Source organism: Microbulbifer variabilis (assembly GCF_023716485.1).
Classification (GTDB): Bacteria; Pseudomonadota; Gammaproteobacteria; order Pseudomonadales; family Cellvibrionaceae; genus Microbulbifer; species Microbulbifer variabilis_B.
In genome coordinates, this window is the sequence record NZ_CP092418.1 from 2,563,369 (window position 1) to 2,577,197 (window position 13,829).

The window sequence follows — 13,829 nt, forward strand, 5'->3', positions numbered from 1 at the left end:
AGCCATAAAGAAGCAATTTAGATATGCTTAAGCTTTTTCAGGTTTCTCTATACGCGCATATAAACGGTAATCGCCATTTTGGAGCAACAGATAGATATTATAAGGTTCGAATTTTTCACCATTTTCCATTCCCGGGCTCCCAACCGGCATCCCTGAAACTATTAGCCCCACACTACCCTCTGGTGGTGAGGCCAGGAAATTCTGGATATACATAGCCGGAACATGCCCCTCAAAAACATACTGATCGCGCCATACCGCTGTGTGACAGCCTTCCATTCCTCTAGGAATACCCCATTTACGTTTAACCTCCTGCATATTCACTTTAAAAACAGAGGTGGCCGTGAAGTCCTTTTCCTTTAGGTGCGCCATCCATTTTTTACAGCAAAAACATAAAGGATGCTTATAAACAATAAGTCCCGCAGCGTCATCACCGCTTTCTGCGACAGCACCACCAACTAGTGCGATAGCAAATAAAAGCAATAAAAAAACCCTTTTCAACTGCCACCTCTTTATTCAAATTTTAAATAGCCTGAGCGTAATGAATCACATAAGTCTTAGCAGGGTCCTGCCAAAAGCAAACGGACTCAAATCCACTGCGGGTCAATAAACTCTTGAATCCAGCAATTGAATACTTGTGACTATTTTCAGTATGAATTGTTTCCCCTTCAGTAAAGTCTATGCATGTATCCGCTATAGAAATACTGTGGTTCTTTAGACAAACCAAGTGCATTTCCACTCGCTGACGTAACGGGTGGTAAAATGCTCGATGCGCGAATAGAGAAAGATCAAAGTTTGCTCCTAGCTCAACATTGATCCTTTGCAGAAGGTTCAGATTAAACCGCTCAGTAACGTGATCACTATCGTTATAGGCTCGCTCTAAAATAACAGAATCCTTAACCAGGTCTGTACCAATCAATAAGCCATCGCCAGCACCAAGATTCGAGGCAAACAACTTCAAGAGGCGCTCCGCCTCCAATGGCTCAAAATTTCCTATTGTGGACCCCGGAAAGAAGATAACTTTTTTTCTTGAGGAAACATGAATAAGCTTATTCCATACCTCAGATTGGGAAAAATCACCCACCTCACTCCACACCTGAACTTCCGGCAAACTCTTTTTGATCCGTTTTTCTGCCTCCAGTAAAATCTCGGGAGAAATATCTATTGGGCAGTAGCCCCTTGGGGAATCCATAGCATCAAGAAGCTCTTCTACCTTCTCACAATTCCCTGCGCCTGGCTCTATCAGCAGTGTTTCAGGTCCAAATTTTTGAGCAATTTCATCCCGATAGGTTGTAAATATATCCGCCTCATTTCGGGTCAGGTAGTAATCTTGTGAATCGCAGATTTCCTCAAACAGGCGTGAACCAACTTCATCGTATAAGTATTTGCAGGGCAATGTCTTTCTTTTTCTCCCTAACCCCTCCAAAACATCCCCCAGGAATTCATTATTCTGGAGTTGATTCTCAATAACTGACGATACGGCTGCTTTCACTTTAGTCTCCTGCCAATCGGACACCGGTAAATTGCCACGCTTGATGTGGATAAAAGAAATTCCTGTAACTGATTCTGATATGATCAGACGGGGTTGCGAAGGATCCTCCGCGCAAGACCTTCTGGTTACACATGAATTTGCCGTTGTACTCGCCAACTGCATCCTTGTGAGCCTTAAAACCGTGGTATGGCAAATAAGCACTAGAAGTCCATTCCCACAGATCCCCCAAGAACTGGGTATGGCCATTTTGAGCTGCTAAGGGCTTCAGATAACGTTTTTCCAACAAGTTGGCACTGGCAAGCTGATTTACTTGTCGCAAGTGACAAGCCGCTGCCTCCCACTCAAATTCTGTTGGCAGTCTTTTGCCGGCCCAGGTGGCAAAGGCGTCCGCCTCATAAAATGAAAGGTGATGCACAGGTTCAAAACCATTCAGTGGTTGTAACCCGTGTAAGGTATATTGCTGCCAACCGTCTTTCGTTTCACGCCAATACAAAGGATGTTTCTGATCGTTCTTTTGCACCAGTGACCAACCATCCGACAACCACAGGCGATGCTGTTGATAGCCTCTATCCTCAATAAACTCGAGATATTCAGCGTTACTGACTAAACGTGAAGCAATTGAAAAGTCAGGCAGAAACTGCTGGTGTACAGGCCCTTCATTATCAAAAAAGAAATCCTCCCCATCACTACCGATTCCATAGAATCCGCCGGGTATTTCCAGCCAGCAAAGTGCAGCAACTCTCTCAGCTTCTTCTTCGTGAGTATTCTCACTATAAGCAGGCGCCATTGGATTCATCGATAGAGCGTGCTTGATATCAGTCAGCAATAATTCCTGGTGTTGCTGCTCATGATTGAGGCCAAGATCCAGCAGAGCACTAATGGTTGAAGTAATGGGAACTATATCTAACAGTTGCTCTATTGCTGTATCTACAGACTGGCGATAGGCGTAGATGCGCTCAATTCCAGGCCTGGAGATTACCCCCCTTTGCGGTCTGGAGTATGGGGTACCCAAACTGTTGTAATAGGAATTAAAAAGATGGTGAAAATGCGGGTCAAAAAGCTGGTAATTGGGGAGGTAAGGTGCGAGTAAGAATGTTTCAAAAAACCAGCTGGTGTGCGCCAGGTGCCACTTGGTTGGGCTCGCATCCGGCATCGACTGCAGCTGCATATCCTCGACAGATAAAGGTGCAGCAAGACACTCTGTCTCCCCCCGCACCCTTTGATAAGCTAAAAGAACCCGCTGCTGTAACTCTTCCAGAGATACTTCACCTGCAAATATTGTCATATCAATTATCAACTACGATAGAATTCAGTTCTATTGAAATCATCATACGCAGTTTTAGGCGTATTCCTAAGAGCTTGCAGAACTACACGACCTAATCCACGCCACTTTATTCAATTAAGAAAAACTCATGCAAAAAAAAAGGGCCGGATACCCGGCCCACACTCTCGTCATGCTGACATGAATAATGAATTAAAATCGTGCAGTAAAATCTGCGCCATACATTCTCGGCATAAAACGCCATGCCGGGCTCGCCCCGATCGCAGCACCAGTGCCACCATAACCTCCAGCTATTTCTTCATCGGTTAAGTTCTGCACCCAAAGGGCTACTGAATAGTTATCCGATGCGCTATTCCAAGCAGCACGCAGATTAAATAATTGATAATCATCCACGATGCGGGTTCTATCGGTGATGGAGCCGATGCGCTCATCCGTCCAGTTATAATCTCCACGGAATACAAACTCTCCACCTGAAGCTAAATCCACTGTGTACTCCGCCATCAGGTTGAGCTTACTTTCGGGAGTGGAAACCCTGGCCTGACCAACCTTGGAGTCTTCCTCGGTTTCACCAATAGCAGTAATAATTTGATAGTCTGTGAATTCAGTGTCCAAATATGAATAATTACCGGCAATGAACAGACTATCGGTAGCGGCCCACTGCACTTCTATCTCGGCACCGGTTCCCTCAGCGTCAGCATTTCTCAGGTTGTAGCTGGGAATTGGGTAACCGACTAGGTCCAACTCCTGAAGGTTTTTATACTCATAGGTGTATACAGACGCATTTAGACGCACGCGGTTATCAAACAGGCTACTCTTAAGCCCCACTTCCAAGTTGACGACATCTTCCTGATCAAATGAGGATTCCACACCTGGACCAAAGTTAAGGCTGTTAAATCCGCCGGCCTTAAAACCATCCGCCAAGGAGATAAAGGTCATCATCTCATCAGTCCAGCGATAGTCGAGCACGATGCGGCCGGAAATATCACTCCAGCTATCACTCAGCTTGGAATTTAACTCTGTTTGACCATTGTTATAAAAGGCGATGCCAAAAAGCTGTGAGCCCAGATCAACTGTTGGTAGTGTGATGCTGCCGACTTTATTGCCATTTTCATCTAGGAGATCTACGTCTCCGCCAGACAATGACAGCGGGATACTGTTGCCATAGGCGGTTTGGATAGTGAAATCTTTCTTATCGTAGGTGTAGCGGGCACCGACCGTCAGATCCATTTTGTCGGTGATACTCCAGGTCATATCGCCATAGAGCGCTGTAGAGCGGTAATCACCAGTATTGCGCACACTCTCATTCCAAGGGGCATCAGAAGCTATCCAGGGCTGGAAGCCTGCCATCATCTGCTCTACAACCTGATCCGCCCTGAGCATACTGCCACTTACCGGCGCTCCTAGCGCATGAAGTAACGCATCCACCTGGCCACTTTGCAACATCAAGTCATAGACAAAAGTCGCACTGGCAACGCCTTCCAGCCCCATCGACTGCAATAACTGCCGATTCATAACCGCCAGGTCTTCCTGCTCTGTTTGGGTCAATTCTGGAAAACTCTCTTTGATACCTTCGTAAACGGCAAAAGATTCAACAGAACCGGTAGTGAAATAAGCGTAAGTTGTGTGGTCCAGCTCCTCTTGGGAGTATGAGGCTCCCAGAGTCCATTTAATCGAGTCGGTAGCACCGTTGAGGCGGAATTCCTGCGAGAACTGGCTTTGGTCATCTGTATTCGCAGACCCAAACATATGGTCAGGATTGGCTGTGCCATCCTCGTCCTGCTGCAGGTGCGCATCAAACTTTCGATAAGCCGTGATCGAGGTAAGGGTAAAGTTATCGAACTCTTTGCTAACGGTCAGGGAAGTGCCGAAAGAATCTCGATCTTCAATGGTTGGTGTATCCAGAGCGTAGTCCCCGAATACATCGGTTCCCTCTTTTAGGCTGGGCACAATAGTTGTGCGCAACGCACTGCCCTGATCCATTACGCCATAGTCTGCCCGCCATAGCACCTCAATATCTTCCGCAGGCTCCCACAGAACAGATGCGCGGTAGGTCTGGGTATCCTGATCACCTACTGAAAAACCACCCGCCAAATTATCCGCAAAGGGGTCTCGGCGGTTAGTGGATGCGGAGAAACGAGCGGAAAGCGTATCGGTTAGCTGGCGATTGAGAAGCAGATCGGAGGACTGGCGGCCATAATTACCAGCGGTGAGATTTAGCTCGACGGTATTATCTGCCTGGGGCTTGGTGGTAATAATATGAATGGCCCCACCCGTAGCATTACGCCCAAAAAGCGTACCTTGTGGGCCTTTCAGAACCTCCACTCTTTCTATATCCGTCAGGGGAATTTCGGCGCCCGCACCGCGACCGGTGTAGACACCGTCCACATAAACAGCAACGGCCGGATCGGATCCCACGGTCCAATCGTTGGTTTGAATACCGCGGATACTGTATGTTGGCTGCAAAGCGGTATCATTGTGCATCTCGACACCAGGCGTATACCGGCCTAGATCCGTGAGATTTTTGACACCCGACTCTTTTATATTTTCCCCAGTAAATGCGGAAATCGCGATCGGTACTTCCTGCAGGTTTTCCGCTCGCTTTTGTGCCGTAACTACAACTTCTTCAATTTCTGCAGCTTGAACATTAGCGCTCACAGCTGTAAAGAAGGCAATAGCGCCGGAGAGGATAGAGAGGTTAAATTGACGGTTTTTTACGGTGCTACCAACATCGTGCATCATCGCGTCCTCGCATTTATTGTTATACAGCGTGATGTATTGGTTTTTTATTTTTGTTATTCCACGCCATCTTACGGTCGCCTTTTTGGATTTAAAACCCCGACATGACCTTTTTCTTATGACTGGTCAGTTTTGTGAAGGATTGCGCGAAAAGACAGGTTAATCGGCGAAAATAGCTATCTATTATCGTCACGAAAAGTTACTAAGGTGTGTTCTCTAGTAACTTATATATTTACGGATTCTATAGGGTCCGATTTTACCAACGTCCATTTCATTAACCGCTATACGGGAAAAACTATGGTGCGTTCGTCTTATTTAAAAAGTCGTGTATTGCCCTTACTCGTTGTAATTTCGGCACTCATCGCAATTGCTCTTCTCGCAGTCTGGGGTTGGTGGCGACAAAGCCTGCCATCACTCGAAGGAAGTATTGTCACAGGGCAACTACTAGAACCCGCACTTATTCAGCGAGATAAACAGGGTGTAATAACAATTCAGTCCAGTGACCGCAATAGCAGCGCTTTTGCCCTGGGCTTTTTGCATGCCCAGGAGCGCTTTTTCCAGATGGACCTGTTGCGCCGAAGTTCTGCCGGTGAGCTGTCCGAATTGCTCGGCTCGGCAGTACTGAAGAAAGACAAGAAGGTCCGTAGGCATCAGTTTCGCAAGCGGGCAGAGAGGAATATTGCGACAATGCCTGAAGACCAGCGCCAACTTCTCGACCACTATGTGCGCGGGGTGAACTTTGGCCTACAGCAGCTGAACGCCACTCCCTGGGAGTATTTGCTTCTAGGGCAAGAGCCCAGGCCATGGAGCGCAGCAGACAGCCTGCTGGCAACCTTTAGCATGTACTTAACATTGCAAAGTGAAGAGGGCAAGTTTGAGCGGCGCGACACTGCCTTAGCAGATCTGTTACCTCAAGATCTCTATGCTTTCTTCTTTCCCGCCGGAGGCATTTGGGATGCGCCTCTAATTGGCGAACCGGAATCTCTCGATAGTATTCCAGAAACGCCTATTTCCTCACTACTGGATAAAAACGAACCCATTGCCTATCAAGCCATGCAGAGTGATGACAAAGTTTACGGCAGTAACAATTGGGTTGTTGGGGGAGCTTTAACAGAACATGGTAGTGCCATACTCGCAAACGACATGCACCTGGGGCTGGCTGTACCCAATATCTGGTTTCGTGCCGGCTGGAATATTCCTGGAACTGAAAGAAGTATCCGCGGTGTGACCCTGCCTGGAGGCCCAATTGTGGTAGCAGGTAGCAACGGCGCAGTTGCCTGGGGCTTTACCAATACCGGAGCGGATTGGGGTGACCTTATTCCACTGGAATTAAACTCTGATGCCACCCAGTATCTGACTCCAGACGGCTGGCGAGATCTCGCTATCGAACAGGAAACCATAAAAGTAAAAGGTGGCGAAGATGAAACGGTAATGATACAAAAAACCATCTGGGGACCTGTTATCGGTAAAGATCACCGGGGAACCCCCCTCGCCTATCGCTGGGTTGCCCACGATATTTCCGGTGGCAATATGAACTTGCTGCGGATGGAATCTATTACCTCCGCCAGCGAGGCATTAGAGCTGGGCCCGGACATCGGCATCCCCCACCAAAATTTTGTTGTAGGCGATAAAGAAGGCAATATTGGCTGGACAATCGCTGGACCCATTCCCAAGCGTATAGGCTTTGATGGCAGCCGTTCAGTAAGTTGGGCTGAGGGCACAACATATTGGGACGGCTACCTTACTGTGGTGGAACAGCCACGAATTTACAACCCAGACAACCACCGCCTTTGGAGCGCAAATGCCCGTACCTTGAGCGGCGACTGGCTTAAGATCATGGGCGACCATGGCTATGCTCTCGGTGCCCGCCAGCAGCAGATTCGCGACAGCCTACTTGCCCGCCAACAATTTGATGAACAAGCACTATTAGATATACAGCTGGATGATCGCGCTATTTTTCTTCAGCGATGGCAGCAACACCTCTCAGAACTTCTACATGACCGGGAAGGCTATGACGAAGCCTACAAACTCGTTCGAGATTGGGGCGGACGCGCCAGCGCTGACTCGGCTGGATACCGAATTGTGCGCAACTATCGCTTAAAGTTTATGGAGCTTAGTACCGCCCCTATTCTTACATTTATGCGAAAAACCCAACCGAACTTTTCCTTCGGTCAATTAAAACGCCAATTTGAGTATCCGATCTGGACTCTTGCTCAAGAAGAACCTCAACATTTACTTAACCCCGACTTTGAATCCTGGACAGCCCTGAAGCTATCTGCACTTAACCAAGTACTGGATAAGATGTCGACGGGCGGGCTCCCGCTATTAGAGCAAACCTGGGGGGAACAAAACACGGCTTCCATTCGACACCCATTGGCAAGAGCAGTCTCGGCCATAGATTGGTTTACCGCCATGCCCAAGGACCAATTGTCAGGAGACACCCACATGCCCCGCTTCCAATCACCAACCCATGGTGCCTCCGAGCGAATGGTTATCTCCCCTGGGCGCGAAGAGCAGGGTATTTTTCATATGGCTACAGGGCAAAGCAGTCACCCGTTATCCCCGTTTTTTGACAAAGGCCATGAAGATTGGGTCGAGGGAAACCCCTCCCCTTTTATTGAGGGAGAGAGCCGCTATCAGCTCAGACTGCAATAACTGCCGTAACTTTACTGAGAATACTGATAAAAAAGTTATTCAGGCCTATCCCCACCCACACTCGCTGCGGCACAAGCCTGTGCCGCTAATGCTCATGACAGGATTTTTAGATTAACCATTGGAAACAGATATCAGGCAGTCTCATCCAGAATAGCGAATGACAGGAAGGTGGTAAAAAAAGCTAGGCCAACCACTAAAGGTAAAAGTGGAAAGCACAGCATAACCAGAGAAACCACTATCCATAGCCAGCGTACCAACGCCTTCTTTTGGCGATATTGGTATCTATAGCGGCGGGAGTCGTGACTTAATAGGCCAATTTGTGGAAACTCGGGCTGTTGCGGAAGAAAGAATCGCACAAAATTAGTGCAATAAAAGCAAATTATCGTCAGCAGCATGACACAAATACCTGACGGAAAGACCTTCTCAGTATAGGTCTTACCTAGGTAGTTTCAGGCCTGCACAATAGTAATTAGCCTGCCAGAGCCCATTTAGCGCTCGCTGGATTGGTACCAGCTGAGTTTTTTATGCAGCCCCACCACACCACCAATGATGGTGAGTGTAGGCGCCCGTACAGCTTTTTCTTTGGCAAGTGTGGGAAGCGTGTTGAGATCACCGATGATCACCCTTTGTGCCTTGGTAGTGCCTTTTTCAATCAGCGCCGCTGGCGTGGCCGTCGGTAGGCCATGCTGAACCAGCTCTGTACATATTGTTTGCAGGCCCGTTAATCCCATATAAAAAACCAGGGTTTGGCTACCGGAAGCCAGCTCTTTCCATGGCAGGTCGAGACTACCTTCTTTTAAATGGCCCGTAATAAAGCGTACCGACTGTGCATGATCTCGATGAGTCAGCGGAATCCCCGCATAGCTAGCACACCCCGCTGCAGCGGTTATTCCCGGTACCACCTGAAAAGGAATTGAGGCGTCAGCCAGTTTGTCGATCTCCTCTCCACCTCGCCCAAAAATAAAGGGATCACCACCTTTCAGGCGCAGAACTTTCTTTCCCTGCATGGCCAGATCAACCAGTAACTGGTTGATATCATCCTGGGGTACGGCATGAAATGCCTTTTTTTTGCCGACATAAATACGCTCGGCATCTCTTCGGACCAAGTCCATAACTTCTGGAGAAACCAGGCGGTCGTACAGCACCACATCCGCTTGCTGCATCAGTCGCAACGCGCGGAAAGTTAATAAATCTGGATCCCCGGGGCCACCCCCAACCAAATAAACTTCTCCAATCGGGCTGGGGCTCCCCTGCCAGTCTTGCAACGCGCCCAAGAATTCCCTCTCTGCATCCGCCAGCTGGCCCGCTTCCACCCGACGGGCAACAGGCCCAGCAAAGACCCATTCCCAAAAATTCTTACGCCGCGCCTCCGGCAATGCCTGCTTCACCTGTGAGCGCATACGCGAAGCGAAATCAACCAATGATGCGAGCCCAGGGGAAAGCAATGCCTCAAGCTGGGCGCGAATCCGACGGGCAAGAACTGGGGCCGCACCACCACTACTGATCCCGATGGATAGATCGCCACGTTCGACAATTGCAGGGAAAGTAAAAGTGCACAATTCCGGGGCATCCACTGCATTTACCGGCAAGCGGCGCCTCTGCGCATCCCTGGATACACAGCCATTGACCTCAGAACTGCTCGTTGCCGCAATCACCAAGTCGGCCAGATCCAAATGCTCAACAGAATAAGTTACCCGATGCCACTTTCCATCAGAGTCAACCACAATCCGGAGTAATTCTTCCGTGATATCCGGGGATACCACCAGAATCCGAGCCCCCGCCTTTTGCAGCAAGCGGGCCTTTCGTGTGGCAATGGAGCCTCCGCCAACGATTAAGCTGGGGCGATTTTTTACATCGAATGCAAGAGGAAGATAACGCACTGATTAATCCATCAAACAAGCAGTCGGGTAGTATTTTACCCAGAAAAGAAAAAAGGCGAACATAACGTTCGCCCTTTTAAGTCACTGCGCTCAGGCAGCGGAGATTACTTCCTGACCACGCATATAAGGGCGCAGCGCTTCAGGGACCTCGATACTGCCATCCTCGCGTTGGTAGTTTTCCAGCACTGCAATCAAGGTGCGCCCTACTGCCAAGCCGGAGCCATTCAGTGTGTGTAACAATTCCGGCTTGCCGGTTTCCGGGTTGCGCCAACGCGCCTTCATACGGCGAGCCTGGAAGTCACCCACCAGGGAGCAGGAAGAGATTTCGCGGTACTTGTCCTGAGAGGGAATCCAGACTTCGATATCGTAAGTCCTGCGCGCAGCGAAACCAATATCACCACCACACAACACTACAGTGCGGTAAGGCAGGTTCAGCTTTTGCAGGATCGCCTCAGCATTTTTGGTAAGGGTCTCCAGCGCTTCCTCGGACTGGTCTGGGCGCGCCGCCCACACCAATTCCACTTTTTCAAACTGGTGCTGGCGAATCATGCCGCGAGTGTCACGGCCGTGTGAACCGGCCTCAGAACGGAAGCAGGTTGTATGCGCGACCAGCTTGTGCGGCAAAGAATCGCTGTCCTCGACAATATGATCGCGATACATATTAGTGAGAGGCACTTCTGCTGTCGGGATCAGATAGAAGCCACGCTCATCGGTCAGCTTAAACAGATCCTCCTCGAACTTTGGCAGCTGCGAGGTTCCATACAGGGAATCACCATTGACGATCACCGGTACGTTAGTTTCTTTATAACCATGCTCCTCAATGTGCGTATCGAGCATGAATTGGGCGAGAGCACGGTGTAAACACGCTACTTCACCGGACATCACAGCAAAGCGCGATCCGGTAAGTTTTACCGCCATCTCAAAATCGAGACCGCCGAGCTGGGAACCGAGATCTACATGGTCTTTGATCTCAAAATCGAAGCTACGGGGCTGACCCCAGCGACGTACTTCCACATTGTCATCTTCGCTCTCGCCTTCGGGCACCGAAGCATCCGGCAGGTTGGGAATTGCGGACAGAATCGCATCCAACTCTTCTTGCAACTCAGACAGCGCCTGCTTGGCATTTTGTAACTCGCCCCCGAGGGACTCGACTTCTTTGAGCAGCGGAGCAATATCTTCTCCGGAGGCCTTAGCTCGCCCGATATTTTTCGACTTGCTATTGCGCTCGTTTTGCAAACTCTCGGTGCGCACCTGCAGCTCTTTACGGCGCTCCTCGAGGGCTTCCAGTTTGGCAGTATCCAGTTCCACACCGCGTTTTTTCAGGGCCGCGGCCACTTGGTCCATATCCGTGCGAATCAGTTTGGGATCGAGCATCGTTTCCAGTTCGCCTGTAATCAGGCTCCTACAACAGAATTAAAATAAATATTGGTTAAAAATAACGCGTCGCTAAGGCGACCGCGGCTCCCGTGGCCGCCAGACAGCAAATAAGACTGCCGACAATATAGCCAAGGGCCATCAAAGGTTGGCCATTGTGCCACAGTATCAAGCTTTCTAGGGAGAAAGTGGAAAAGGTGGTCAGTGCACCGAACATTCCTGTCATGATTAGCAGGCGCCACTCCTCTCCGAGCATTGCTCTATGGGTGATCAAAATGTAGGCGATGCCAATCAGAAATGATCCAAGCACATTCACGATCAACGTACCCAGCGGGAACTTCCCACTGAATACCGGATAGCTCCAGATGCTTATCTGGTGACGAAGTATTGCCCCCAAGGCACCACCTATGGCGATGGCCAGCCACTGCATGGTCTTTTACCTTAAATCCTTACGGTTTCTTCTTATAGCGTTGCTGCTCACTCTCACTGTTAAGCCGGCGCAACACTTGCAACTTTTCGGAAATTTTTAACTCCAGCCCACGGGGAACCGGCTGGTAATACTCTCTATCCGCAATTTCTTCAGGGAAGTAGTTTTCCCCGGCGGCGAAAGCATCTGGCTCATCGTGGGCATAGCGGTACTCGGCCCCATGCGACAAACTTTTCGCCAACTTCGTGGGGGCATTGCGCAAATGCACCGGCACCTCGTAGCTGGGATCACGACGCACATCCGCCACTGCACGCTTATAAGCGCTATAAACTGCGTTACTTTTCGCCGCGACAGCAAGATAGGTAATTGCCTGCGCAATGGCCAGCTCTCCTTCGGGACTACCGAGACGCTCCTGTACATCCCAGGCATTAAGAGCCAATTGCAATGCTCGCGGGTCGGCATTGCCAATATCTTCACTGGCCATTCGCACTACCCGGCGGGCGACATATAAGGGATCACAACCACCATCGAGCATGCGCACAAACCAATAAAGCGCGGCATCGGGGTCGGAACCCCGTACCGATTTATGCATGGCGGAAATTTGGTCATAAAAATAATCACCGCCCTTGTCAAATCGACGCACGTCAGCGCTGAGTACTTCACTGAGCACATCCTCATCGACCAGCAACCTACCACCCTCCTCCCTGGCCAAATCGCAGGCGACTTCCAGCAGGTTCAGGGCACTGCGCGCATCCCCATCGGCCGCGTGGGCAATTTTAGCCAAAACTTCTTTTGGGATATAAACATTGCGCTCGCGCAGTTGATCATCCGTCTGCTGAGCATACCCAAGCAGCCCGATTAGATCTTCTTCGGGAATACTGCGCAGTAGATACACACGGCAGCGGGATAGGAGGGCATTGTTCAGCTCAAAAGCCGGGTTTTCGGTTGTAGCACCAACAAAAGTCACCGTGCCCTCTTCTACATAGGGCAAGAAGGCATCCTGCTGCGCCTTATTAAAACGATGTACTTCGTCGACAAAAAGAATGGTATTGCGGCCTGACTGCATGCGCTGTTGCTCGGCCTCTGCCACTGCCTGCCGAATATCCTTCACCCCCGCCAACACCGCTGAAAGGGTAGCAAAGCGCGCATCACACTCCTCGGCTAACAGCCGGGCAAATGTGGTTTTGCCGACTCCTGGTGGTCCCCACAGGATCATTGAGTGCAGCTGGCCGCGCTCAACCGCTTCCCGCAACGGCTTTCCCTTTCCCAATAAATGCGATTGGCCCACATAGTGGGCCAGAGAATTAGGCCGCATTCTTGCGGCCAGCGGCTGATGCCGTTGCGGGGCTTGAAACAGGTCACTCATCTTTGATTATGTCTGTACCAGCGGGCGGCTTGAAATTAAAGATGGACTCGGAAAGTTTCGGGTTTGCTTTCATATTGTTGAAAACAATCTCCGTTGTCTGCCCCATACTGTCGCGCACTTTCATAGCAGACGGCAGACCATCTTTAGCAAAGCGGATTTCCATAGACTTGAACGGCGCCTTTGGATTTTTTGGCGTCAGCTGATAAATACCATCTTTTAAAGCCACATCGAAAGATTTACGAATATCCTCAACCTTACCGCCGAGTAGTAAAGCTGGGGTCTCTTTCATTCGCTCATCCACCGGGCGTATAGTGACTTGCTCAAGATCCGGATCATAGAGCCAAAGGGTTTTATTATTCGTTACCAATAACTGGGCGTATGGCTCGCCGGTTTTCCAGCGCAACTTGCCTGGCCGCTGTACTGAAAAACTCCCATTGCTTTTTTGCGATACCTTACCGCGCTCATCAATCAGCGTTTGCTTAAAGTTTCCTGAAAGGGAAGACAACGGTTGCAGGAGTTTGCCGAGCTCTTCTGTAGCATCGGCCCAGACTGCACTGCTTGCAACGGTCAATACCAGCAGGAAGTTGCGCAGAATATTCTTCATCATTGATTTCCAGTAT

Annotated in this window: 10 protein-coding genes; 1 reads left to right on the plus strand and 9 read right to left on the minus strand. The window is 49.7% G+C overall.

Going from position 1 to position 13,829, the window contains the following annotated elements; genetic code table 11:
• Positions 1-27: 27 nt before the first annotated feature.
• The 4 genes from MJO52_RS11325 to MJO52_RS11340 form a co-directional block, all read right to left on the minus strand.
• Positions 28-498 (minus strand): DUF411 domain-containing protein, encoded by a 471-nt coding sequence (locus MJO52_RS11325; protein ID WP_252081773.1) that lies wholly within the window; start codon positions 496-498, stop codon positions 28-30.
• Positions 499-520: 22 nt separating this feature from the next.
• Positions 521-1,489, minus strand: coding sequence for an L-histidine N(alpha)-methyltransferase (gene egtD, locus MJO52_RS11330; RefSeq protein WP_252081774.1), 969 nt, complete (start codon positions 1,487-1,489; stop codon positions 521-523).
• Position 1,490: 1 nt separating this feature from the next.
• Complete coding sequence (gene egtB, locus MJO52_RS11335; protein WP_252081775.1) at positions 1,491-2,774, minus strand: ergothioneine biosynthesis protein EgtB; 1,284 nt, start codon at positions 2,772-2,774, stop codon at positions 1,491-1,493.
• A 189-nt stretch (positions 2,775-2,963) separates the two neighbouring features.
• Complete coding sequence (locus MJO52_RS11340) at positions 2,964-5,510, minus strand: TonB-dependent receptor (protein ID WP_252081776.1); 2,547 nt, start codon at positions 5,508-5,510, stop codon at positions 2,964-2,966.
• 294 nt (positions 5,511-5,804) lie between these two features.
• On the opposite strand from MJO52_RS11340, the gene MJO52_RS11345 reads away from it, so the two are divergent.
• A complete protein-coding gene (locus MJO52_RS11345) occupies positions 5,805-8,162 on the plus strand; it encodes a penicillin acylase family protein (protein WP_252081777.1) in 2,358 nt (785 codons plus the stop codon).
• Between the two features lie 488 nt (positions 8,163-8,650).
• Here the strand turns inward: MJO52_RS11345 and cysG are convergent, their stop codons facing one another.
• From cysG to lolA, 5 genes are all read right to left on the minus strand, one after another.
• Entirely contained in the window at positions 8,651-10,042 is a 1,392-nt protein-coding gene (gene cysG / locus MJO52_RS11350; protein ID WP_252081778.1) for a siroheme synthase CysG, read from the minus strand.
• Positions 10,043-10,132: 90 nt separating this feature from the next.
• Positions 10,133-11,416 (minus strand): serine--tRNA ligase, encoded by a 1,284-nt coding sequence (serS, locus tag MJO52_RS11355; RefSeq protein WP_252081779.1) that lies wholly within the window; start codon positions 11,414-11,416, stop codon positions 10,133-10,135.
• Between the two features lie 55 nt (positions 11,417-11,471).
• Positions 11,472-11,846, minus strand: coding sequence for a fluoride efflux transporter CrcB (gene crcB / locus MJO52_RS11360; protein ID WP_252081780.1), 375 nt, complete (start codon positions 11,844-11,846; stop codon positions 11,472-11,474).
• Positions 11,847-11,865: 19 nt separating this feature from the next.
• Positions 11,866-13,209 carry a replication-associated recombination protein A gene (locus MJO52_RS11365; protein ID WP_252081781.1) on the minus strand — a complete coding sequence of 448 codons (1,344 nt, stop codon included), beginning with the start codon at positions 13,207-13,209 and terminating at the stop codon, positions 11,866-11,868.
• Positions 13,202-13,813 (minus strand): outer membrane lipoprotein chaperone LolA, encoded by a 612-nt coding sequence (lolA, locus tag MJO52_RS11370; protein WP_252081782.1) that lies wholly within the window; start codon positions 13,811-13,813, stop codon positions 13,202-13,204. The genes MJO52_RS11365 and lolA overlap by 8 nt, the downstream gene beginning before the upstream one ends.
• Positions 13,814-13,829: the final 16 nt, after the last annotated feature.